Below are 24,075 nucleotides of genomic sequence, written 5' to 3'. Positions count from 1 at the left end.
TATCAGGCAAAGCTTTCCCAACGGGATGACAGCGTAAAGCGACGCTGCCAGCTTAGCGTGGCAGACGCTCGGGCAATCAACTGCTGGCACGATGCCGGCTCGACAAAAGCGGGAATGACCTGTTCCGCTCCGCTGTGTTTGATCAACGCCAGTTGATCGTCCAGCGGGGGATGAACATTCCAGGGCAACCACTGCGCTGAGCCGTTTTGTAGCATCGCGAAGGCCCGCGTGCCGCGAGCGACATGACTGCTAAAAATCAGGTTGAATTCGGGTCGCTGGCTCAGCAAGGCGGCCAGGCCGCTGTCTGCCACCGCATCGGCCGCGACGATAACGCTGTCAGGTCGCCATTGCGCAGGCGTCGGCTCACGCAGCAACGGCAGCAACGCCAGCGCCGTGGCAGCCGGCAGCGTATTTTGCGCCAGCAGCTGTGAAACATCTTCGCGCACCTGCGGGCACAGCACCACCGGCAGCCCCTTTGCGCGTAGCCGCAGTGCCATCTCCGGGCCTCTACCGTGCAACGGCGCCGTGACCACCGCCCCGTGGCGGGCAGCCTGTACCAGCGCCTCAACCTGCTGATTAAGTCGCTGATGACGGTCGCCGTAAGAGGCATCGGTAATCAACCAGCGCGCCCGAGGTGGCCGGTCAAAAGGCAGCAGCAGCGATTCGCGACTCCAGTCGCCCATATAGGTGATGCCACCCGCGATCGGCAGGTGAAACCAGACGGATCCCGGTGAGTGACCGCTCCGGCCAGTAAACAGATTAAGCGGGCCAACCGCGCACTGCCCGCGTAAGGGCAATGCGTGCCGCGCTCGCGCAGGTACCGGGCACTCTTCTCCCAACTGCTGCCAGGTCAGCTCCGTGGCGTAAACCGGCGGCGATCCCAACCGCTGCCAGCTGTCGAGCGCGCCTGTATGGTCGCCATGAGAATGGGTCAGACAGATGGCATCGACGTGCCCCATGGCCGTCAAATCCGGCTTTACGCCGGGTTCCGGCCCCGCGCCCAGATCCCACAACAGGCGGTATCCCTGAATCTCAAGCAGGAAAGCGGCGGGCAACTTTCCCCCCACGCCGCTCACCACGGTCAGGCTTGCCATGGCAATACTCCCTGCGGCAGCGCGCGCGTCAGGCGCGTCGCCAGCAACATCAAGGTCAGAACAACCAGAATCATCAGGCATCCTACGGCGGCTGCCAGCGGTGCAGAGCCGCCCTCATCAAGAAAGATAATGGTTGGCCCAAGGGTTTGCGTATCGGAGGTCACCAGCAGCACCGAGACCTGAATTTCGTTCAGCGCGGTCAGAAAGACCAACAGGCTTCCCGCCAGCGCAGACGGCGCCGCCAGCGGCAGTAAAATATCGCCCATGCGGCGCAGAAACCCCGCCCCACACAGACGCGCGGCCTCATCCAGCGAGGGGTCAATTTGCGCGAAGCCCGCCAGCGTGGGGCGCAAGACTAAGGCCAGGAAGTTGGACAGATAGGCGGCGAGAATGATCCAGACCGTGCCGTAAATCGAGACCGCCAGCAGAGGAAGCGGCGGCAGAAAAAACAGGATTGCCGCCACGCCTGTCACGATACCGGGCAGCGCATAAGTCAGCTCGCTGGCAAACCACAGCCCGCGCACCAGTCGCGTGCGTCGCCAGCTCAGAAAGAAAGCCAGAAACAGCGCCATGACCGTGAGCATCAGCGTCGCCAGCGAGGTGAGCCACAGGCTGGTCGCGAAAGCATGGCGTATTGCGGGATAACCCCACAGCGCCTGGTAAAAGTTTTCCAGCGTCAGGGTCTGCCACGTCAAGGCCTGACCAAAGCCGCGCGTCAGCGCACTGGTCAGCAGCGCGCTGACCGGCATAATGAGCGTAGCCGCCATCCACAGCCAAGCCATCACCTCCGTGGGCAGCCGCGCGCCGTTAAGCGGTTGCTGAAACGGGCGCGGCGAGCCGCTCACGCGGACATCACGCCGTCCGCCCAGCCAGCCGCTCAGCATCATGCCGGTTAAGGTGATCAGCGCAATCAGCAAGGAATAGACGGCCGTATCCGGCAGCGCACCGGGGCCAATGGCGTTAAGTTGCTGATAGACCAGCGTAATTAACGTCGGCAGGCGTGCCGGAATGCCCAGCATCGCCTGAATACCAAAATTCCCGACCGACGCCACAAAAGCCAGCGCCGCGCCTGCAAAAATGGCCGGACGCGCCAGGGGTAAAATAATAGTGCGCAGGATTTGCCCGTGCGAAGCGCCGCTAATCTGCGCGGCTTCCACCAGTTCTGCCGGTAAACGTCGCAGACCGGCTCGCACCGTCAGGAACACCAGCGGGGCATTGTGCAGGCCCAGCAGCAGCACGATTCCGCCCCACGAGTAGAGCGGCTGCTCACCTGGTGCAAACCAGGGTAAACCCAGCAGCTGAAACAGCGATGCCAGCAGGCTGCCCGGTGCCAGCGCCTGCAGCCAGGCAAGTGCCGTCACCTGTGGCGGAATCATCAGGGGTAAGATAAAGGCGAAGACCCAGGCTGCTTTGGCGCGCATATCGCTCAGCGCAACCAGCCAGGCGGCGAGCGTGCCAAGCAACAGCGACAACAGAGTGGCGCTCAGCCCGATGCTCAAGGTCGTTAACGTGGCGCTGAGTACCCGGCGGCTGATCAACAACTGCGTCATCCGTGTCAAATCCGGTACGCCCTGCGGGGCTATCGCTGTCCAGATCAGCCGGGTAAAAGGCGCCACGGACAGCAGCCCGATCGTCAGCACCAGCAGCCCTAACACCCAGGGTTCAGCGCGAAAACGCCAGCGCGTGCGATGCACCCGGCGAGGCTGACAGTCGTTACTCAGCACGCTCATTCTCAGCCACCAAACAGCGCGGTAAACTGTTCCCGCACCTGCGCATCATCGGCCACCGCCTTCTCCACGTCCGGGGTCAGCAGTTTGATCTGGTCTACCGGAACAAAGCCTTCAGGCGCGGCAATGCGGTCATCGACCGGCCGGTTACCCTGCTGAACCACCAGTTTCTGTCCCGGCTCCGACAGCAGAAAATCCACAAAGGCTTTAGCGGCAGGCAGGTTATGCACCGATTTCATAATGGCGACAGGTTCCGTGACGTAAGACACGCCCTCTTCTGGATAGACCAGGTCGATGGGCGATCCCTGCTTTTTGGCCCGGATAATGTCGGCATCGGTAATCACACCGTATTTATCCAGTCCACTCGCTACGGCTTTTAACGCAGGTCCGTTACCGCCCTGCGGCGCGATGCCCAGCGCCGCCAGCTGTTTATAGAAGTTCCAGCCGATGTCGGGCGTGGTGATATCCGTGTGCAGCTTATACAAGGCAGCCCCGGAGTAAAGCGGACTGGGCATGGCAATCTGCCCTTTGTTGTCCGGGTTGAGCAGGGCTTTCCAGCTGTTAACGGGTTTAGCGCGCTGCGTGTTATAGGCAATTACAGTGGCGATAATTTTGGTGCCAAAAAAGGTTTTATCCCGGTCATAAAAGGCAGGTTTCAGGTGATCGACGGGCGCATCCTGATACGCATAGAGCTGCTTCTCATTCTTCAGTGCGCCAAGGTTGATGGCGTCAGCAACCAGCAGCACGTCGGGCTTCACCTTGCCGCTCATCATTTCTGTGTGCAGCACGTTCATTAACTGCGTGGTACCGTTGCGCGTCCATTCCACCTGAATACCGGGATAGGCCGCTTTGAACGCGTCCATGGTTTGCTGCGCAATTTCCGGTGCCTGCGAGGTGTAGACCACCAGCGTGCCGGCAGGCTTGTCTGCCGCCTGCGCCAGCGTCAGGCCTGCCAGCGCAGCCGTGAAGAGCAGAGATGTAACCGAGGTAAGCATGCGTTTTTTCATACTGTCTGAAGTCCTTTATGCGGGAAGAATCCAGCCGTCAGTCACGGCAATATTTACGGTGTCGTTAACTCTGAGAGCAGACACATCGTCAAGGGCCAGCGTGATGGAAACCTCAGGATCTGCCTGCGGAGACAGATGGATGTCGTAATGGCCGCCGCGGTAAATCAGGCGTTCAACCCTGGCGGTGAAATGGCCGCTTTCGTCAGCCGTCAGGCGGAAACTGGCTCGATGAAAGCTGGCTTTACCCTGCGGCAAGGCTGTCTGATGCGCGGCACAGCGCAACCGCATCCGTGTACCGAACAGCCTCACCGATGCCAGCCCCTGGCCTGTCGGTTCAATCTCTTTTACCGGCAGCACGCGCCCCTCATCAATAAAGGTGGCGACCATCTCATTGGCGGGCTCACGCCACAGGGTTTGTGGTGAGGCAAACTGCATGACCTGCCCCGCATTCAGCACCACAACGCGATCGGCCAGCGCCATCGCTTCGCGCTGATCGTGGGTGATATAAATTAAGGTGGCCCCGCTGTGACGGTGAAAACGGCGAAACTCCTCTTCCATGGCGGCACGCAAATGCACATCAAGGTTAGCCAGAGGTTCGTCAAGCAGGACCAGCCGGGGCTTTGCCACCAGACAGCGGGCAAGGGCTACGCGTTGACGCTGGCCGCCGGACAGATCGGCCGGGCGGCGATCGGCAAAGTCCAGCAGGCCGACCAGCGCCAGGGCCTGCCGGATACGTTCTTCCCGATCGGCACGGTTTACGCCGCTGACTTTCAGGCTATAGCCTACGTTTTCAGCCACCGTCATATGCGGCCACAGCGCGTAGTTTTGAAACACCACGCCAAGATCGCGGTTTTCGGGAGGCAGATGAAAATTCGGGGAGGCAAACAACGTGTCGTCCACCCAGATCTCGCCGCGATCCAGCGTTTCAAATCCGGCGATTAACCTGAGCAAGGTCGTTTTGCCGCAGCCGGAGGGGCCCAGCACGGCGATAAACTCGCCCTGCTGGATCTCCAGCGATACCGCCTCAAGGACCGGCTGCGCCGCGAAGGCTTTATCCAGCCCGGAGAGTGAAATTGCGGCCATGTTGATGTCGCCTTTGCCGTATACGTTTTTGCAAGACGTTACGACAGTTTGATGACAGGACCGTGACACCGGGCTACTTCGGCAGATGGACCGCCACGTAGCGCTCGTAGCGCGATGGCTTGATTTTGGTTAAATCCGCCAAAACCAGCCCATCAATACAGTTGTTAAAGTCCGGGTCGCTGCCGAAATCAATAAACTGCACTCCGCCTGGCTCATAGACTTCGCAATATTGTTTGTAGAGCGTGGGGATAGCGACGCCGAGGTTACTGAGCAGCTGCTTCAGCCGCTGAAGATCCTCTTTGTAATCATTTCCGCTAAACTGAGCCAGTACGGCAGGCAGAGAGGCCGGATAAGGACAGCGCGAGGTCGCCAGCGGGAAGTCCGTTGGGAAATAGAGCCGATAGAACGCGACCAGCAAATCGCGCGCCGCCAGCGGCATAGTGCCAGAGATGGAAACCGGTCCGAACAGATAGCGCACCTCAGGATATCTGGCCACGTAAGCCCCGATGCCAAGCCAGAGATAGTCCAGCCCGCGTTTACCCCAGTAGGCGGGCTGAATAAAGCTGCGGCCCAGTTCAATGCCCTGACGCAGAATAGGGATCATGCGTTCGTCGTAATGGAACAGGCTGTGGCTGTAGAGGCCTTCCATGCCGCGTCGTTCCAGCTGTTCGCCACCGGGGATAAACCGGTAAGCCCCCACGATTTCCAGCTCTGCGTCGTCCCACAGAATCAGGTGATAGTAGTCATCATCGTAGCTGTCGAGATCCCGTCGACGACCGCTGCCCTCACCGACGGCACGAAAGGCAATCTCACGCAGCCGTCCCAGTTCACGCAGTATCGGCACCCAGGTCGCCCCGTTACGCCGCCACAGATAGATCTTCTTGCCGTCAGGCGTATTGCCCAGCAACTCGCTTTGCAGCAGAGCCTTTTTCAGTTCGGCCCGATCTTCCGCCAGGGCGATGGCGGATTCTGTCTGGAAGAGCCCTTTTTTGCCCTGCCCCAGGCGGTAAACATGTTTTCGCACGCGCTTTGCCAGCTCTTTGCCGGGCGTATGGCCATCGTGCCAGTGTGCGAAGGGGATCTGCGCGCCGATGCGCAGTTTGATGCGCATCCCGCGTTGTTTAAACATTTCACGCACCAGCATCAGCATCGCCACGGACGGTGCGACTTTCGCGGTGGCATAGAACAGTGAGCTGTTTCGACCTTCGACATGCACCGGAACCAGCGGCGCGCGCGCTTTCGCGGCCAGGCGCAGAAAGCTGTGATGCCATTCGCGATCGCGCACGCCTGCGCTGGTCAGGCGGGACACTTCGCCCGCCGGGAAGATAATCAGGACGCCCTGATTGCTCAGGTGCTGTTGCATGTGCTGCAGCTGCTGGCGGTTGGTGCGATTACCGATATTGTCGACGGGTAACATCAGGCTGTTGAGCGGTTCCAGCAGCATAATTAGCCGGTTCGCCACGATTTTCACGTCGCGGCGAACCTGAGATATCGCATGCAGTAACGCCATGCCGTCGATGGTACCCAGGGGATGGTTCGACACGATCACCACCGGTCCGTGCGATGGGATCTGCTCCAGATCGCGCTCGCTAAGTTCGCACCGGACGTCAAGATGTTCCAGTACCTGCTCGACCATATCCAGCCCTTTCAGGTGGGGATAGCGCGCGGCAAAGCGCTGGAATTCATCTTCGCGTAAGATCCACTTCAACATCCGTTTCTGCCAGTTGGCAGGACGCTGGTTCGGCCAGAAACGTTCAATGACCTGATCGACTGAAAACATAGTTAACCTTTCGTGCCTGTCCCGGAGATACAGCGAAAGTAAGTCGCATTGTTTGCACTTTTATGAATGACGGCAGGTCGGCAGGCAAATTTGTTGGCGCGGTCAGCGGCACATAAGCGCATTAACAGGTTTTTATCAGGAGAAACAGAAAGATAAGACAGGATATTTCGCCAACCCGGCGCGACGCCGGGAGATGAAAAATCTTAATAGTGGTTGCTATAAAGGCGCTAACGTCTCCTGGCAGCCTCTCAGCAGGAGGCAGCGGGGCCGGTTGCGGCTGCCAAACCTCTGCAGCCACGTCTTCATCCCTTCCGGGCAGTCGGTTCCTGCGCGCGCTACGGGTTGTGCATCATGGCGGCAACCGGGGTCCAGATCTCGGTCATCGCACCCGCTTTACCCGTAAAAGGATCCCGCTTTGGCAACGGGACTTTTTTCACTTTTTCCTGGGACAGTTTGAGCTGGCCGATTTCATCGCGCAGAATTTCTGGCTTCAGCCCTTCAGGATAGGCACCTACCGCCAGGAAATCTTCGCTGGCGGAAACCTGCCGATGCCCCACACCCGCAGGGATCAGCACGGCATCCCCTGCCCGCAGGGTAATCATGCGGCCACTGTCGCCCCCAAACAGCACTTCCGCCCAGCCTTCAGCGACACCAAGAAGCTCATGCGTATTGGGATGGTAGTGCATATAGGGAAACAACTGATCGCGCCAGTCAGGCGGCCAGCCATTTTTTTCAAAGGTTTCCTCGAACCAGGTGGCGATATTCTCTTCGTCCTCCGGCACCACGCGTGGCCAGATAATCAGCGGCAGCGGATTGTTTGGTACGCCGGCTGACGGGCTGGCGAACATCAAATGTTGTGGGTTATTTGATGCCCCAGCTGAAAATGTGCCTGCTGCGAAAGACATCAGCAACATCAGACTGGAAGTTTGGGCAGTCATACAATGTCTCCTTTTTTCTTTAGTGTGACAAAGGTCGCAGGGTTGGAATGTGCGCTATACATCACAATTTACATAACAACTCTAACTCGCTAACCAAAGCCAAATTAGTTGTTAACAATATCTCTTTAACCCGCTAAGTCTTTTTTATCTGGTAGGATTAATCTGCAAAAGGTGCGGTGGCCATCGTTGCCCGCTGAGCCGCCCGCTTTTTTTAGCCGCCGTCAGCGCGAAGATGAAGACCAATACCGCCAGAAAATGACGGGCCGATGACACTGCCCCGACCTGTTGTCCGGACTGTTGCGTGGAAATAAAAAAACCCGCCAGCGCTGACGGGTGGGTGCACGTTTATGGGCTCTAATGGAAGCGCCTGGCAGGCTCGTTTTACTCAGTAGACGATCCCGGGTGGATTAACCATCGAATGGGTAACCGCCTCATCCTGCTCGCCCCAGCGTTGTAACACCTGGCGATATTGCCCGCCGGCAATGGTGCCATCCAGCGCGGTTTGCAGCGCCGCGGCCAGGCCATTGCCTTTTTTTGTGGTCACCGCTACCCAGGCGCGGTAGGGGCCCTCGCCGACTAATTTCGTCTGGCCGCGTGACGCCACCTTCCAGGCCGCCACGGCGTGCGGACCAAACATCGCATCTGCCCGCCCTGAAAGCAGATACAGCGTGGCCGAGGCATCGTCGGTCAGGTAAATCGGCGTAACCGGCGGTAATCCCTTCGCCCGGTTCTGTGCGTCCCAACTGAGTAAAATACGTTCCTGATTGGTGCCGGAGGCCACGATAATGCGTTTGCCCGCCACGTCTGGCGGAGAGGTTATCGCGCTGACCGGACTGTCCGCCTTGACGGCAAAGGCGTGGTTATCGGCCCGATAGGTCGCAAAATCAAACTTCTTTTTCCGCTCTTCGGTCACCGCGATATTAAACATGGCCACGTCATAGCGTCCGGCATTGATCCCCAGCGGCCAGTCCTCCCAGGAAGCCGGTACCAGTTTAAGCTTCAGCCCGAGGCTGTCCGCCAGCAGGCGGGCAATATCCGGATCGCTGCCAATGCGGGTCACGTTATCCGCCGCCAGTAGCGCCAGCGGCGGTGAGTGAGTGGCTGACGTCGCTACCGTTAACGTGCCGGGCTCAACAAAATGAAAATCCGCCGGAATTTTTTTAACCGCCTCAGGGTTCACCGGCGCGTGAATCGGCTGTTCATTTCGGGCGACATCCGGTTTTTCCTCGGCAAAAACCGCGCCGCTCACCAGCAGTGCGCACAGCGTCACACAGGCATATCTCATTTTGCCCCCTTACAGTACGCGCGCCAGAAAGCGGCGCGTTCTCTCATGTCGTGGGTGGTTTAACACCTGGCTACTGCTGCCCTGCTCGACAATTTTTCCGTCCACCATAAACACCACGTTGTCGGCTACCTCGCGGGCAAATCCCACTTCGTGTGTCACGATGACCAGCGTGGTGCCCGATCGGGCCAGCTTTTTAATCACGTCCAGCACTTCGCCGACCAGTTCCGGATCCAACGCCGAGGTCGGCTCATCAAACAGCATCACCCGGGGTTGCAGCATCAAAGCCCGGGCAATGGCAATGCGCTGCTGCTGCCCGCCAGAGAGATGCCGGGGCCACGCATCGGCCTTATGACGCAGGCCGACGATATCCAGTAGCTCACCGGCACGGATTATCGCTTCACGCTTCGAGAGCTGACGGTGCGCGATGGGCGCTTCGATTAAATTTTGCAGCACCCTAAGATGGGGAAACAGATTGAAGTTCTGAAAGACATAGCCCACGTTAATGCGCTGACGCAGAATCGCCCGCTCCTTCAGCTCATATAGCCTGTCACCCCGACGCTGATAACCAATGTAATCGCCGTCAATCTGGATAAACCCTTCATCCACGCGTTCCAGGTGGTTAATGGTGCGCAGCAGCGTCGATTTTCCCGATCCTGATGGCCCCAGAATCACCGTAACGGAACCGGGTGCCAGATCCAGCGAGACGTTGTCCAGCGCCTTGAGCCTGCCGAAACGTTTGCTGACGCCGGTAATGCTGATGGCACCGGTGGTGGGGGATAAACGGTAATCAATGGCTTCGGACATGGCCGATCTCCTCAACAGGATTAAGCGGTACGACGCGAGTGCGCCATTGTCGCCAGCGCGACGGTTGGGCTTCACGGCTGACGCTGCGAGCCAGCCAGCGTTCAACGCTGTGCTGAATCACTGACAGGACGGTGGTAATAATCAGATACCAGGCCGCGCCGACCATCAGTAGCGGGATCACTTCCTGGTTGCGGTTGTAGATCATCTGGATGGTGTAAAACAGTTCCGGCATCGCCAGCACATAGACCATCGCCGTGCCCTTCGCGAGGCTGATAATCTCGTTAAATGCAGTCGGAATAATGGCGCGTAACGCCTGAGGCAGAATGATGCGAAAGGTGCGACGCGACGCGGACAGCCCGAGGGCGGAAGCCGCCTCCACCTGACCGTGATCGACACCCAGAAAGCCGCCACGAATGATCTCTGCACTGTAGGCTGCCTGTACCAGCGTCAGACCAATCACTGCCGCGGGAAACTGGCCCAGCACGTTGATGGTCTGAAAATGGCCCCACGACAGCGAGGTAAAAGGCACGCCAAGAGAGAGCGTGTCGTAGAGATAGGAGAAGTTATAGAGAATGATCAGCACCACGATCAGCGGCAGCGATCGAAACAGCCAGATGTATCCCCATGCCAGGCTGCTTAACAGCCAGGACGACGAGAGCCGCGCCAGCGCCAGTACGCCTCCGAACAGCAGGCTGAACACCGTGCCCAGCAGGGTCAACAGCAGCGTTTGCCCCAGGCCATGTAAAATTACCGGATCAAAGAACCAGCGGGCAAACACGCCCCATTCCCAGCGTGGATTAAACGCTACTGACTGCACCACGCCCGCCAGGATAAACAGCGCTACCACGGCGCCCAGGGTGCGGGCGGGATAACGGGCAGGCACCACATGAAGTTGTTGTTGATGACGCATGCTCGCTCCTTAACTTGCCTGCGCAACGCTGTGCACGTCGATAACTTTGATGAAGCGTAAGCGTCCATCGTGCGGTGGCTGTCCGAAACGCTCCAGATCGCCACTCAGATCGAACTGCGGCTCATAGCCGTGGCCGGTATATAAGCGCACCGCCTCGGGCTGGCGGAAACCGGTGGTCAGAAACAGGCGCTGATAACCGGCGCGCAGCGCCCGTCGCTCCAGCTCTTTTAGCACCACCAGCGCCAGCCCCTGACGACGCAGGTCGCCACGCGTCCAGATGCGCTTTAGCTCTGCCGTGTGCGCGTCGTAAGGTTTATACGCGCCCATGGCGATAATCTCGCCGTCGCGCTCCAGCACAATAAATAAGCCGTGCGGCGGCAGATACCATTCGGCCTGCTCCTGTTCCTGATGGCGGCTAAAATAATCGCCATAGCGGGCCGCATATTCACCGAATAAACCGGTCAGGATGGGCACCAGCTCCGGGGCATCCGGTGACAGCTCGCGGAATTGCAGTTCACTCATCATGCGCTCCTTAGTCACCCAGACCTGGTGGATTAATCTCGGAGTGGTCGATGCGTTCAACGCCCTCGCCCCAGCGATCCAGCACCTTCTGATAGTCACCATTTTGAATGACGCCGTTCAGGGCGGTGCTGATGGGTTCAGCTAACCCACTGCCTTTTTTTACCGTGACGGCAATGTGCGCGGCTTTCGGCCAGCCCCCATCAACGCTGCCGACCAGTCGGGTTTTGCCGTTGAGCGCGGCTTTCCAGGCACCGATCACGTTAGGGCCAAAGTACGCATCTGCTCGTCCGGCCTGCAGCGCCAGCGTCTGGGCGGCGTCATCTTTGGTGTAAATCGGCGTGAAAGGCTTAAGGCCTCTGGCCTGATTTTCTTTATCCCAGGCGAGTAAAATCGCCTCCTGATTGGTGCCGGACCCCACAATGATGCGCAGTCCGGCAATATCATCGGCTTTAGTCAGCGACTGGATTGGGCTGCTGGTTTTGACGTAAAACCCCAGCGAGTCTTTTCGGTAGGTCGCAAAATCAAACTTCTCTTTACGCGCCTTCGTCACGGTGATGTTGGTAATGGCGGCATCATATTTTCCCGAGGCCACGCCGAGCGGCCAGTCTTCCCAGGAGGCGGGCACCACGTTGAGCTTCAGCCCCAGGCTGTCGGCCACCAGCCTGGCAATATCGACTTCGCTACCCAGTAGCGTTTTATTGTCATCCGAAAAAACAGTGAGCGGCGGGGAATTCAGCGCCGCCACAGCCACGGTCAACGCGCCCGGTACGGCAAAAGGATAGTTGGCGGGCAGCTGCGCCACCGCGCTGGCATTTTTCGGCGTGTGGATCGGGGCTTTGTTGGCCTCAAGACTGACGCGCTGGCCATTTACGGCGACGCTGGTGCTTTCCGCCAGGCTGCCACCGCTGACGCTAAGCATCAGCAAGGCGATAAAACTCGTTTTATGCATAGCAAAGGCTCTTATTGTGAGGTGAATTGATTAACCGGCTGTGGCATGGCAAAGCTGTCACGCAGCGTTCGGCCCGGGTAGTCGCGTCGCGCTAACCCGCGCGCCTGCAATACGGGCACCACCTGGTCAACAAAACGCTCAAATGTGTCTGGCGTTCCGCCGTTGATGATGAAACCGTCTGCAGCCTCGCTTTCAAACCACAGTTGCAGGCCGTCGGCGACCTGCTCTGGCGTGCCATGAAACAGCGGGCGTGGCGTGGCGGCTTCCAGTGCCGCCTGACGCAGCGTGTGCCCCTGCTCGCGGGCTTTGCGTTTAATCTCGTCGGTGGTACTGCGGAAACTGTTCTGGCCGATATCATCGAGATCGGGGAAAGGCGCATCGAGTGGATACTGTGAAAAATCGTGATGGTCGAAGAAGCGACCAAGATAGTTGAGCGCATCCTGGATGGAAACCAGCGCGGCGGTGGTTTGATATTGCTGCTCCACCGCGTCTGCATCTCTGCCGACAATCACGCTTACGCCCTGAAAAATATGCAGATCCTGTGGCTGACGGCCGTTTTTCACCAATTGCGCTTTAACATCCCGGTAAAAAGCCTGGGCTTCTTCACGCGTTGGCTGATGCGTAAAAATGGCATCGGCATGACGCGCCGCCAGCCTTTTGCCATCCTCAGAGGCACCTGCCTGAAAAATGACCGGTCGGCCCTGCGGCGTACGGGAAATATTGAGCGGTCCCTGCACCTGAAAGAAGTCGCCGTGATGGTTAAGCGTGTGTAGCTTCGCGGGATCGAAAAACTGACCGCTCTCTTTATTGCGAACAAAGGCATCCTGTTCCCATGAATCCCACAGCCCTTTCACCACCTGCAGATATTCGTCGGCAATGCGGTAACGCAAGGCATGTTCCGGGTGCTGCTGGCGAGAAAAGTTCTTCGCCGACCCTTCCAGCGGTGAAGTGACCACGTTCCAGCCCGCACGTCCGCCGCTCAGGTGATCCAGGCTGGCGAACTGGCGCGCCACGGTAAAGGGCTCGCTATATGAGGTGGAGACGGTGCCTACCAGCCCCAGATGTTCGGTGACGCCAGCCAGAGCCGACAGCAGCGTCAAGGGTTCGAACCGGTTGAGAAAGTGGGGAATCGATTTTTCGTTGATAAATAAGCCGTCAGCAACAAACAGAAAATCCAGTTTGCCCTGCTCCGCTTTACGCGCGATTTTTTTCGCGTAGTCAAGGTTAATACTGGCATCTGCCTGGGCTGCCGGGTGGCGCCAGGCCGACATGTTTCCAGAGGCACCATGCAGAATGGTACCCAGTCGAAGCTGTCTTGTGGTCATGATGTGCTCTCTTTTGTGCATCAGGATGCCAGGCGGCTGTCCGGGACAGCCACACGGGCACTCAGGCGGTTGAAATCAATTCAGGGCGGGTTCACGACATCGGTCGTGAAGATGGTGCAATGCCTGCCGGGCGAGTTGCGCAAAATAGTGAGCGGCAGGCGCTATCGAAGATTCGTCGGGGGTGAAACCGGCATGATGCAGGCCAAAGTCGCTGGCGCTGCCAATGCTGACAAACGCGCCCGGCACCTGCTGGAGGTAGAAGGCAAAATCTTCCCCACCCAGGTGTAGATCGGCAGTCTGAACCCGATAGCCCACCTGGCGAGCCACCTCACTGCTGAACTGCGCCCAGTTCGCGTCGTTAACCAGTACGGGCGGTCCGGCATGCCAGCGCAGACTGGCCTGAGCGCCATTCGCCAGGGCGATATTCTCCACCAACGTGCGAATACGTTTTTCCAGTTCCGCCCGCAGTTGCAGATCGTGGGTGCGGGCCGTACCGCCAAACTCCACCGTTTCCGGCAGCACGTTCCAGGTCCTGCCGCCGTCAACGCGGGTAATACTGAGCACCAGGCTGTCGAGCGCATTAAAGCTGCGACTGGTCAGCGCCTGCAGTGCCTGAATGATCTGGCTGGCGACCACGATGGCATCCACGCCCTGCTCGGGATGCGCAGCGTGCGCGCCCTTGCCTGTCACGTGGATAACAAACTTGTCGGCATTGGCATAAAACGCCCCGCCACGTGTGGCGAAGGTCCCGCTCGGCAAGCCGGGCTCGTTATGCATGCCAAAAATGGCCTGTACCTGATCCAGCACGCCAGCCTGAATAAACTGCCTGGCGCCGCGCGCAATCTCTTCGGCTGGCTGAAATAAAATACGCACCCGTCCACGAAGCTGATGTTGCTGTGCCTGCAGTTCGAGCGCCGCACCCAACATCACGGCGCTGTGCAAATCGTGGCCGCAGGCATGCATGACTCCCGGCTGGCGAGAGTGAAAACTGACGCCGCTGGCCTCGTGGATGGGCAGCGCATCAATATCGGCACGCAGTGCAATCAGGTTTTCACCGCTGCCGATTTCCGCGACCACGCCGGTTTCCAGTGGGTAATCCAGCAAGCGAATGCCGGCATTCTGAAGCCACTGGCGTAACCGCGCGGTCGTTGCAAACTCCTGGCCGGAGAGTTCAGGCCAGGTATGCAGCTCACGTCGCCATTCAATTAACTGTGCTTCGTTCAGACTCATGGTTTACCTCGGCTAACACATCGTGCTCAGGCGGCGACCCACTGATGGGTGGCCAGTAGCTCCAGCGATCGGTAACGCGCGCGGGGATCGGCAATCGGCGTGTCGATAACAAACTCGTCAATGCTGAAGTTGCGCTGCAGGGCCTCCAGTTGGGCGTGGACCTGTGAAGCGGTGCCTTTCAACAGGGACGGCGTACGTGGCTCAATCAGGTAGTCCGTAAAACCGCCCTGACGAACATAACGCTCCGCCTGTTCCAGGCTGGCGACGTTCACGCCCGGCCCGTTTTTGACCTGCACGTGAAAATGCCTGAGATCGGCCACCAGCAGCTCGGCCTCTGCGGGCGAGTCAGCGACGACCACCTGCACCGCCACCAGCGCCCGTTTGCCCTGTGCCTGTTGTGAATAGGCTCGTAGAGATCGCGCCAGAAGCTGACGATCGCCGTTGATATGCGCGGCAAACACGAACTGCCAGCCCAGCCGGGCCGCCAGCCGTGCACTCTCTTCGCTCCCGCCTAACAGAAAACGCTGTGCCGGACGGGCCGGTAACGGCGTCGCTCGCACGGCTTCGTCCTCGACCCGTGGTCCTGCCTCAGGCTTCAGCCAGCTGTCCAGTTGCGTAAGCTGTTCGTCAAAACTGCCCTTTTCGTCCTGATGGACCCCAAGCTGCAGTGCCCGAGTGGAAAGCGGCAGGCCGCCCGGTGCTTTACCGATGCCCAGATCGATCCTTCCCGGCGCCAGCGACGCCAGTAAATTAAAGTTTTCTGCCACTTTGTAGGGGCTGTAATGCTGCAGCATCACCCCGCCAGAGCCGATACGGATATGTTGAGTTTGCGCCACGAGCCAGGCGATCAACACTTCAGGTGACGGGCTCGCCAGCTGCTCAATATTGTGGTGTTCAGCCAGCCAAAAGCGGTGATAGCCCCATTTTTCAGCCTGTTTCGCCAGCTGCAACGTGCGCTGAAGCGACGCCGCCGGTGTTTCACCTTCCGCTACGGGGGCTTTGTCTAACAGACTTAACTGATATGCCATTCACCTGTCCTCACTCATTTCCGTTATGGGCCAGTGTGGCGATGAGGATATATTTCGTAAAACAATAAATATGAGAATATGAAGTTAAAAAACGGCAATAGAATTTAAATAATAAAATAATTAACCGGGGAAATTATTATTTCCGCGCGTATAACATGATCGCGGAGAAGAGTAAAAAATCGCTCAACCACCATTTGCGTATTTTAACTAAGCTTTGATGAATTCCTTATTTTATCCGCGAAAGATCTCGCCCGATGATGATTCATCAATTTCACGATCTCAGGGCAGGAAAAGTATGGCAAAAATCAGCATGTTATTTCATCGTCTCTTTTCAGGTAAACAGGGTTCAGACTGCCAGCACAGCGCAGTAAAAGCGCGGGCGGGCTCAGCCTCTGACTGCGCGTTATCCCCCCGCTATCATGTGCCGCGAGATAATAATCAACCTGCCGGTGTGCCGGTTTTATTTACCCATGAAAACGCCCCGACGTTATTACGCGATTACCCCTGGCAACCGAATCATCTTTAATCACCTGCTGGCAGTATCGGATAAGGCGCTGACCTGTTTAAATAAGGAAACTCATGACGTCATTATTAACGGAACAGCTGGTGCAGTGGCGTCGCGAATTGCACCAGCATCCCGAACTCTCTCATCAGGAGTTTGCCACCACGGAACGTATTACACGCTGGTTAAAGCAGGGTGACATTCGTTTGCTGCCCCTGCCGTTGAAGACCGGCGTGGTGGCGGAAATCGGCCTGGGAGAACCATTGATCGCCTTTCGCGCCGACATTGACGCCCTTCCCATCGATGAAGGGGTGAACGTCCCCTGGCAATCCCAGCGGTCAGGCGTCATGCACGCCTGCGGGCACGACATTCATACCTCGGTGATGCTCGGCGTGGCACATCAGCTTAAGCAACGCGAAGCCACGCTGCCGGGCCGCGTGCGGCTTCTTTTTCAGCCCGCAGAAGAAACGTTTGAAGGGGCCAACCAGCTGCTTGCCGCAGGCGCGCTGAACGGCGTAAAGGCCATCTTCGGCATGCATAACGCGCCCGATTTGCCGCTGGGCACGCTGCGAACCCGGCCAGGCGCGTTTTATGCCAACGTTGACCGCTTTACGATTCGGGTGCACGGCAAGGGCGCCCATGCCGCACGGCCTCAGGAGGGAATTGACGCTATCGTCATTGCCAGCCACATCGTCACCGCCCTACAGACGTTGCCTGCGCGGGTGTTTAGCGCTCTGGACACAGTCGTTTTGAGCGTCACGCGTTTTACGGCGGGGAACAGCTGGAATGTCCTCCCGCAGCAGGTGGAGCTGGAAGGCACGGTCCGCACCCACAATGCGGCGCTACGTCTGCAGATACCTGAACGTATGACCACCCTGATTCAGGGCCTCGCAGCAGGCTTCGGCGCGCGGGCGGAACTGGAGTGGATAGCAGGGCCGCCCGCCCTGATCAATACGCCAGAATGGGCAGAGGTTGCGCTGGACCAGGCCGCCCAAAGCGGCTATTGCGCGGAACAGGCTGCAACGCCGCTGATGGGCGGGGAAGATTTTGCCTTTTATCTACAGCAAGTGCCGGGCGCCTTTGTGAATATCGGCAGTGCCAGCGCGTTTGGCCTGCATCATCCAGCCTTTAATCCCGATGAGGCGCTGTTGCGGCCTGCTGTCGACTATTTCACCCAGCTGGCACCGCGCGCCCTGAACAGAGTGGCGGCACAGTCTCTGCGTGAAAGCGAAACTGTTATATAAAAAATGGCGTCATCTGTGTCTGAACGGCTTGACTGTTATCTGTTCTAATGGCTATCAGTTGAAAGTGAGGGGAACGATGGACGCCATTAAACAGATCTTGATCGACGAAATTAATACGCTCAACCGTGAAGAACGCCGCGATAATCTGCCGCGTTTCAGCTTCTCTTTTTTGAAAAAGCATCCCGGGCTGTGGGCGGTGATGTATCTGTGCTACGGCTTGTGCGTAGCTCTGATTTTTTCCACTGAGATGCTGGGCTGGCCGGCGTTTTGGTTTGCCACCGCTTTTGTGCTGGTGATGAGCTTTCTGATGTTGCTGGACATCAATCCCAAATACCGCTTCGAAGATATCGATGCGCTGGACCTGCGGGTTTGCTACAACGGCGAATGGTATTACGTGCAGCCGGTGCCTGCTCAGGCGGTCTCGCGCATTATGTCTTTACCAGATGCGCCAGAGCGCGTGAAAACAGGGATTGATCGTTTGCTGAAACAGAAAGGCGAAGTGGACTTTTACGACGTTTACTACCTGACGTGGGGACATCGCCAGGCCGCGCAGGTTTAACCGCCTGCCATTTCCGCCATGATTTCACCCAGCGTAACGACTGCCGCCTCGGCCCGTGAATCCCAGGGCCAGGCGGTATTGAGCCGGAAACAGTGGCTGAACTGTTCACCTGCAGCAAACATCTGCCCCGGCGCAATACTGATGCCTTTCGCCAGCGCCCGCTGGTAAAGCTGCGTGGTGTTGATGCTGTCCGGCAGCGTGACCCACAAAAAATATCCCCCCGCCGCGTCACTTACCGTTGACTGCGCAGGCAGAACCTTTATCAGTGCCTGGCGGGCCAGCTGCTGGCGCTTTACCAGGCTTTGCCGCAGCCGTTTCAGATGGTTATCGTAGCGGCGGGTTGCCAGAAAATCGGCCAGCGCCAGCTGCATCGGTGCGCTGGTAGAAAGCGTGCTCATCAGCTGCAGACGTTGAATACGCTGAGCATGCTGACCTGCCGCCACCCAACCCACCCGGAATCCCGCCACCAGTGATTTTGAAAATGATCCACAGTGCAGCACGTTGCCCTCGCGGTCCCAGGCTTTGGCCGGCAGGGGCGGTGCGCGTTCGTCCCACAGCTCCGCGTACACATCGTCTTCAATAAGCGGCACCTGATAACGGGCCAGTAACGCCACCAGCTGCTGTTTACGCGCGGGCGTCAGTGTAACGCCTAACGGATTTTGCAGGGTCGTCATCAGCCAGCAGGCCTTCACCGGCCAGCGCTGAAGCGCATCCTCAAGCTGCTGTAAATCAATGCCGTTCTGGGCATCGCTCGGAATAGCCAGCGCCTTGAGCTTAAGCCGTTCAATCGCCTGGAGTGCGCCATAAAAGCTGGGCTGCTCAATCACGACATAGTCGCCGGGTTCGGTCAGGGACTGCAGGCTCAGGTTCAGCGCCTCGAGCGCACCGCTGGTGATGACGATTTCATCGGGCGATAAGGTCATGCCCTGGCGGGCGTAGCGCTGGGCCAGCAGCTGGCGCAGCGTCGCATTGCCAGGCGGCAGGTTATGTAACGCATCGGTAGGCGTCAGCTGGTGGGAAACGTTCGCCAGCGAGCGCATGAGCTGGCGCTGTGGAAACAAAGCCGGATCGGGAAACGCTGAACCAAACGGCACGATGGCCGGATCGCGCGTGGCCTGCAGGATATCGAAGACAAAGTCGTTGATATCTACCCGCTCGCTAATAGCCACGCTGAGCGGCGCGGCCGCCAGCGCTCGCGGCGCCACGTAATAGCCGGACTGCGGACGCGAGACGATCCATCCCTGACTTTCCAGCAATTCATAGGCATGCAGCACGGTCATCAGGCTCACCCCCTGCCGGGCGACCTGCTGGCGCAGCGAAGGCAGTCGGGTGCCCGGGGGCCAGATACCGGCTTCTATTTGCTGCTGAATGTCGTCCATTAATCGCTGATATTTCGCCACGGCATGTTGCTCCTGATGCTGAGGCGTCACTTTAGCATGTTGAACATCTGTAACAAAAAAAGCCGAGGCGCTAACACTCCAGTTCAGCGGGTTTGTCTGTTACTGCATGGGCAAACACGTCCATCTCTTCGATCCGCTCTGGTGGAAGAGGACGACCGAGCAGATATCCCTGCAGCGTGTTGCAGCCAAGATCGGTAAGAAACGCCTGCTGTTCAGGTGTTTCAACGCCTTCGGCTACCACTTTTAAATGCAGTGACTGCGCCAGCGCGACGATCGCCGACACAATGGTGGCATCTTCTGACTGATGCTGAAGTTCGTTCACGAAGGCCCGATCGATTTTCAGCTCGCTGGCCGGCAGACGTTTGAGATACAGCAGGCTGGAATAGCCAGTACCAAAGTCATCGATCGACGCTTTGACGCCCAGTTCGGTGAGTTCGGTCAGAATGCGCACACTATCGTCAGGATTGCGCATGGCCGTGGTTTCGGTCACCTCCAGCGTTAACTGCGTGGCCGGAATATGGTGCAGCGCCAGCGCCTGCTTAACGGTATCGACCAGGTTACTCTGCTCAAACTGCATCGCCGACAGGTTTACCGCCACCGACCACTCAGGATGGCCCTGTAGATGCCACTGGTGTAGTTGGCGGCAGGCCTCATTAATGACCCAGTTACCAATATTGACTATCATGCCGGTTTTTTCTGCCATGGGCAGAAAGCAGTCAGGCGACAGTAAGCCGTGCCTTGGATGCTGCCAGCGCAGCAGCGCCTCAAAGCCCAGAATTGGGCCATGCGGCGCACAGAATTTTGGCTGGTAATAGAGGCGCAGCTCATCATTATCCAGGGCATGCCACAGGTCGTTATTAAGCTGTAACTGGCTCTGCGCCAGGATATTCATGGAAGGCTGGAAGAAGGTGTAACCGTTTCGGCCGTTGTTTTTGGTGTGGTACATCGCAGCATCGGCATTAAACATTAGCTCGCGTTCATCCTCGCCATCCCCGGGATACACCACGATACCAATGCTTAACGACACCACCAGATCGTAACGGGAGATGGAGAACGGGCGATCGACGGCTTTCACCAGTTGATCGGCCACCGCTGCCGCATCGTTCGGTTCGGTAATTTCAATCAGCAGAACAAACTCATCGCCACCCAGCCGCGCCAGGGTGTAGTAGCCTTTCATCTGCTCACTCATCCTTTCCGTCACGCTGATCAGCAGACTGTCGCCAATATGGTGACCAAAAGCATCGTTTACCGCCTTAAAACCATCGAGATCCATGAACATCAGGGCAAACTGACTGCACTCGCGGTTGGCTTTGTTCATGGCCTGTTCAAGACGATCCTCCAACAGGATACGGTTGGGCAGTCGGGTCAGGTTATCGTGCAGCGCCAGCTGGGCCAGCTCACGATTGGCTTCCGCCAGCGAACTGGCCAGGATTGACGTTCGGGCCTGCATACGCGCATCCAGCATGGAAACCAGTAGCGTAATGCCGAGAATGGCAAGGGTCACCACGGTCACAACCATGGCTAACCAGTTGCTGTTAACGCCAGCGTCCATGCTATGGCTGCCCGCAGGGAACTCAGCTGCCATCATGCCGGTGTAGTGCATGCCGGCAATCGCGGCGCCCATCACCACCGAGGCGCACACTCGCAGGGTCGTGACGCGTCCCTCATGCCCTTCCCGTAGTTTAAATGCCAGCCACAAAGCGGCAACGGAGGCAGCCAGCGCAATGATCACCGATATCAGCACCCAGCCCCAGTTCCAGACGATCCCCTGCGACAGCATCAGCGCGGCCATGCCGGTGTAGTGCATGGCAACAATGCCAGAGCCCAGCACGATGGCTCCGCCGGCTAAGCGCGGCAGGGGCAACGCCCCGTGACAGACCAGCCACAGCGCAAATATTGAGGCGCACACCGCAATACCGGCAGACAGTGCCGTCAGCCGGGCGTCGTAGCTCATCATCATGTCCAGATCCATAGACAGCATGCCGATGAAGTGCATTGCCCAGATGCCGATGCCCATGGCAAAGCCGCCGCCAAGCAGCCATACGAGCGCCACCTTACCGGTTGAGGTCGCTACGCGTCCCGCCATATCCAGCGCAGTAAATGAAGCCAGCATCGCCACCAATACCGAAATGACGACAATAAATGCGTTATAAGAGGCTACTAACATAGGGTTTTCCGAACGGCGCCGAATGCGCAGCTGTAATAATTGAGTTGAAAAAGATGTTTTGCCTTGTTTACTGGTTATCGGCGCAGAAAAATACTAACTTAGGCTTTTTTAATAGAAGATATCGATGCTTCCGAACATCAGGATCAATCAATCCCTTTTGCAGGCAAAACAGATGATAGTCATGCAGCGCGGTTTTGCCCGGCCGGCTGGGGTGCCGCTCTCCTCTCTCCACCCATGCGTCTCAGTGACATATGACCACCTAAAAACGAAATTTTCAAAAGCTTAACAGGCGAAAACACCCCGATATTATCCTTGTGCTTGCCCGTAACCGAAGCGTTTCGGTGAGCATTTCAGACCGGTGCGAAAACATATCATCGAAATCGCAAGTGGGATAGAGGGCCAGCAGTTTCGCCTTTTTTATTCTCATGCATTAACGGGCGAGGCAGATGAAAGTGGCTGATGTAACAAAATAATAAAAATTTTTACGCGGAGTTTCGCCACAGCGCATAAGCTGATGTATAGTAAAAAAAACTAATATAAAACGCTTGGCACGATTACGGGGTAATCGTCGCAAACGCCGGCGGGATGCTGACAATCTACAACAAGTCTCTAATTTTTCCGGTTTTTCTGTTTTACGCCATCAGGTGAAAAAGCACTGACCCTCAATAATCAGTAAGGAATGATTATGAAAATCAAGCTTTTTCTGTTCGTTGTCGGATTGACTACGGCGCTGCCTTCCGCGACGTTTGCTGCCACCACCACCGGTGCGATTAACGCGACGCTTACATTAACGACAGGTTGTCTGGTGAACGGGCAGTCCGCCACCACTGGCGTAAATTTCGGTTCGTTAAACTTTGGCAGCAGTGCCGCGACCTTCGACACCCTGAATGCCACCTTAGTGGGCGCGGCGGGTAACGGTATCTACGTGCGCTGCACGACCGGTCAAACCTTTAACGTCCAGGTGACCAGCAGTAATGCGGCACCGGGTACCGTCTACGGCACTGTGTCATCCGCTCCACGCTACCTGGTGTTGGGGGCGGATAATACTCAGGGCATCGCTTATACCCTCTATAGCGACGCCTCCTTTAGCACCGCCATCGCAAATAACACCAATATTGCGCCCAGCGGCACCACCGATCCGACGTTGGGTACCAATTACGCCATCTACGGACGTGTGGTAGGGGGCGGCTTTAACCCTGTGATACCGGCCGGGACCTACACCGATACGATTAACGTCGCCGTGAACTATTGAGTGCGCGTGTTTGAGTAGCGACAGATGACGGCAAAGTGGTCACCTGTTTCGGTCACCGTTGGCGGGCTGCTACTGTGGGTGAGCGCTAATGGATGGGGCATCACAACCAGCTCCACCACATTCCAGGTGTCAGCGTCAATCGTGGCGGGTTGTGTGGTCTCGGGCACGAATACGGGGATCTTCGGCACGCTTAATTTTGGTACCCAGTCGGGGCTGGCCACGAGCAGCGTCAGCGCCAGCTATGTACAAAGTTCCACGATTAACCTTGCCTGCACACCGGGCACCACGCTGAGCATGACCATCAATGGCGGCAGTAACTATACCTCGACCCGTAATCTGAAGCTGGCTAACAACAGCAACACGGTTCCCTATTACCTCTACAGCAATGCTGCACGTACCACGCCGATTCCGGTGAACACGGCCGTGCCGTTGAGCTACAGCAATGCAAATAACATCACGTTACCGATTTATGGCTCGCTGCAGTTACCCGGCCCGACGCGCGCCGGGGTTTATTCGGACACCCTCAGCGTCACGCTGACCTGGTGATAAAAGGACAAAGGAGCTTTACCATGCTATCCCTGCGCGCCCTGTTTTTTCTGTTCACATTCCTGCTGTTGCCTCAGGCTCAGGGCGCTAACTCTGTCATGATTTGGCCGATCGATCCGGCGATTAACCCGGAGGAAAAAGCCAGCGAGCTGTGGCTGGAAAACCGTGGCAGCACCACCACCCTGATGCAGGTGCGCATCTTCGCCTGGCAGCAGACCCATAATCAGGAGCAGTATCAGACCCAGCAGCAGGTGGTCGCCAGCCCGCCGCTGATCCGCATCGAACCCGGGCAAAAGCAGCTCGTTCGCCTGATTAAACAAGTTCCGCCCGTGGCAGGTAAAGAGATGGCCTACCGCGTCGTGCTGGATGAGATCCCCACCCCACGGCCGGTCGGCGATAATCAGGCCGGACTGAATTTTCAGATGCGCTATTCGGTTCCCTTGTTTGTCTACGGCAACGGACTGGTTCGCGATGACGCCAGGTCTGTACTGAGCTGGCGCCAGGTCAACACGGGCGGTCAGCGTTATCTGGAGCTGACTAATCGCGGTAACGGCCACGCACGTCTCAGTAATGTCACCGTGGGCGGTCAGCGACTCGGAAACGGACTTTATGGTTATGTGCTGGCTAACAGCACCCAGCGTTTTCCTCTGAGAGCCGCGGTCAGCGGTGAACTGCGCGCAGAAACCAATCACGGGCAGTGGCGCAGCGCTGCGGCTCAGTAAA

22 protein-coding genes are annotated in these 24,075 nt (G+C 57.7%); 6 read left to right on the top strand and 16 right to left on the bottom strand.

The genetic code is table 11. The features are described 5' to 3' along the window. Positions 1–2: 2 nt before the first annotated feature. The 14 genes from GKC68_RS04270 to GKC68_RS04205 all read right to left on the bottom strand — a co-directional run bounded on the left by GKC68_RS04270 (position 3) and on the right by GKC68_RS04205 (position 15,682). Positions 3–1,094, bottom strand: a complete 1,092-nt coding sequence (locus GKC68_RS04270) for an MBL fold metallo-hydrolase (RefSeq protein ID WP_047714516.1) — start codon at positions 1,092–1,094, stop codon at positions 3–5. Beyond that, positions 1,082–2,824 (bottom strand): iron ABC transporter permease, encoded by a 1,743-nt coding sequence (locus GKC68_RS04265; RefSeq protein ID WP_252294269.1) that lies wholly within the window; start codon positions 2,822–2,824, stop codon positions 1,082–1,084. The genes GKC68_RS04270 and GKC68_RS04265 overlap by 13 nt, the downstream gene beginning before the upstream one ends. Before the next feature lie 2 nt (positions 2,825–2,826). Beyond that, positions 2,827–3,828, bottom strand: coding sequence for an ABC transporter substrate-binding protein (locus GKC68_RS04260; RefSeq protein WP_155276914.1), 1,002 nt, complete (start codon positions 3,826–3,828; stop codon positions 2,827–2,829). Positions 3,829–3,843: 15 nt separating this feature from the next. Next, a complete protein-coding gene (locus tag GKC68_RS04255) occupies positions 3,844–4,911 on the bottom strand; it encodes an ABC transporter ATP-binding protein (RefSeq protein WP_028723525.1) in 1,068 nt (355 codons plus the stop codon). A 73-nt stretch (positions 4,912–4,984) separates the two neighbouring features. Then, positions 4,985–6,691, bottom strand: a complete 1,707-nt coding sequence (locus GKC68_RS04250; RefSeq protein WP_089527838.1) for a lysophospholipid acyltransferase family protein — start codon at positions 6,689–6,691, stop codon at positions 4,985–4,987. A 335-nt stretch (positions 6,692–7,026) separates the two neighbouring features. Next, on the bottom strand, positions 7,027–7,629 hold the full coding sequence (locus GKC68_RS04245; RefSeq protein ID WP_013027187.1) for a cupin domain-containing protein: 603 nt from the start codon (positions 7,627–7,629) through the stop codon (positions 7,027–7,029). Positions 7,630–8,014: 385 nt separating this feature from the next. Continuing rightward, positions 8,015–8,914, bottom strand: coding sequence for an ABC transporter substrate-binding protein (locus tag GKC68_RS04240; RefSeq protein WP_342656611.1), 900 nt, complete (start codon positions 8,912–8,914; stop codon positions 8,015–8,017). Between the two features lie 9 nt (positions 8,915–8,923). Beyond that, on the bottom strand, positions 8,924–9,718 hold the full coding sequence (locus GKC68_RS04235) for an amino acid ABC transporter ATP-binding protein (RefSeq protein ID WP_047714520.1): 795 nt from the start codon (positions 9,716–9,718) through the stop codon (positions 8,924–8,926). Then, positions 9,702–10,628 carry an amino acid ABC transporter permease gene (locus tag GKC68_RS04230; RefSeq protein WP_047714521.1) on the bottom strand — a complete coding sequence of 309 codons (927 nt, stop codon included), beginning with the start codon at positions 10,626–10,628 and terminating at the stop codon, positions 9,702–9,704. Before GKC68_RS04230 ends, GKC68_RS04235 begins: the two co-directional genes overlap by 17 nt. A gap of 9 nt (positions 10,629–10,637) precedes the next feature. Then, positions 10,638–11,150 carry a GNAT family N-acetyltransferase gene (locus GKC68_RS04225; protein WP_014605056.1) on the bottom strand — a complete coding sequence of 171 codons (513 nt, stop codon included), beginning with the start codon at positions 11,148–11,150 and terminating at the stop codon, positions 10,638–10,640. A gap of 10 nt (positions 11,151–11,160) precedes the next feature. Then, the gene (locus GKC68_RS04220) at positions 11,161–12,099 is read right to left on the bottom strand and encodes an ABC transporter substrate-binding protein (RefSeq protein WP_028723531.1); all 939 of its coding nucleotides are present in this window, start codon (positions 12,097–12,099) and stop codon (positions 11,161–11,163) included. An 11-nt stretch (positions 12,100–12,110) separates the two neighbouring features. Beyond that, positions 12,111–13,424: an LLM class flavin-dependent oxidoreductase gene (locus tag GKC68_RS04215; protein ID WP_342656610.1), complete on the bottom strand. Its 1,314-nt coding sequence runs from the start codon at positions 13,422–13,424 to the stop codon at positions 12,111–12,113. A gap of 75 nt (positions 13,425–13,499) precedes the next feature. Continuing rightward, positions 13,500–14,654: an amidohydrolase gene (locus GKC68_RS04210; RefSeq protein ID WP_342656609.1), complete on the bottom strand. Its 1,155-nt coding sequence runs from the start codon at positions 14,652–14,654 to the stop codon at positions 13,500–13,502. 26 nt (positions 14,655–14,680) lie between these two features. Beyond that, complete coding sequence (locus tag GKC68_RS04205) at positions 14,681–15,682, bottom strand: LLM class flavin-dependent oxidoreductase (RefSeq protein WP_028723534.1); 1,002 nt, start codon at positions 15,680–15,682, stop codon at positions 14,681–14,683. Between the two features lie 295 nt (positions 15,683–15,977). Between GKC68_RS04205 and GKC68_RS04200 the strand changes: the two genes are divergently transcribed. From GKC68_RS04200 to GKC68_RS04190, 3 genes are all read left to right on the top strand, one after another. Next, a complete protein-coding gene (locus GKC68_RS04200) occupies positions 15,978–16,208 on the top strand; it encodes a hypothetical protein (RefSeq protein ID WP_342656608.1) in 231 nt (76 codons plus the stop codon). 53 nt (positions 16,209–16,261) lie between these two features. Continuing rightward, on the top strand, positions 16,262–17,428 hold the full coding sequence (locus tag GKC68_RS04195; RefSeq protein WP_342656607.1) for an amidohydrolase: 1,167 nt from the start codon (positions 16,262–16,264) through the stop codon (positions 17,426–17,428). 76 nt (positions 17,429–17,504) lie between these two features. Then, positions 17,505–17,987 (top strand): YlaC family protein, encoded by a 483-nt coding sequence (locus GKC68_RS04190; protein WP_047714527.1) that lies wholly within the window; start codon positions 17,505–17,507, stop codon positions 17,985–17,987. Here GKC68_RS04190 and GKC68_RS04185 read toward each other — a convergent pair. Together GKC68_RS04185 and GKC68_RS04180 are read right to left on the bottom strand one after the other, a co-directional pair. After that, positions 17,984–19,387 carry a PLP-dependent aminotransferase family protein gene (locus GKC68_RS04185; protein WP_288430457.1) on the bottom strand — a complete coding sequence of 468 codons (1,404 nt, stop codon included), beginning with the start codon at positions 19,385–19,387 and terminating at the stop codon, positions 17,984–17,986. The genes GKC68_RS04190 and GKC68_RS04185 overlap by 4 nt on opposite strands. A 70-nt stretch (positions 19,388–19,457) precedes the next feature. Next, positions 19,458–21,554, bottom strand: coding sequence for a bifunctional diguanylate cyclase/phosphodiesterase (locus tag GKC68_RS04180; protein ID WP_272844468.1), 2,097 nt, complete (start codon positions 21,552–21,554; stop codon positions 19,458–19,460). A gap of 685 nt (positions 21,555–22,239) precedes the next feature. Between GKC68_RS04180 and GKC68_RS04175 the strand changes: the two genes are divergently transcribed. Genes GKC68_RS04175 through GKC68_RS04165 form a run of 3 tightly spaced genes read left to right on the top strand, consistent with a single transcriptional unit; the run spans position 22,240 to position 24,074 of the window. Next, positions 22,240–22,806: a spore coat protein U domain-containing protein gene (locus tag GKC68_RS04175; RefSeq protein ID WP_028723540.1), complete on the top strand. Its 567-nt coding sequence runs from the start codon at positions 22,240–22,242 to the stop codon at positions 22,804–22,806. Between the two features lie 24 nt (positions 22,807–22,830). Beyond that, entirely contained in the window at positions 22,831–23,352 is a 522-nt protein-coding gene (locus GKC68_RS04170) for a spore coat U domain-containing protein (protein ID WP_047714529.1), read from the top strand. 23 nt (positions 23,353–23,375) lie between these two features. After that, the gene (locus GKC68_RS04165) at positions 23,376–24,074 is read left to right on the top strand and encodes a molecular chaperone (protein ID WP_089527845.1); all 699 of its coding nucleotides are present in this window, start codon (positions 23,376–23,378) and stop codon (positions 24,072–24,074) included. The last annotated feature ends 1 nt before the right edge of the window (position 24,075 follow it).

Source organism: Pantoea sp. RSPAM1 (assembly GCF_038816185.1).
GTDB lineage: Bacteria > Pseudomonadota > Gammaproteobacteria > Enterobacterales > Enterobacteriaceae > Pantoea > Pantoea ananatis.
This window is presented reverse-complemented; position numbering and strand designations above follow the sequence as displayed.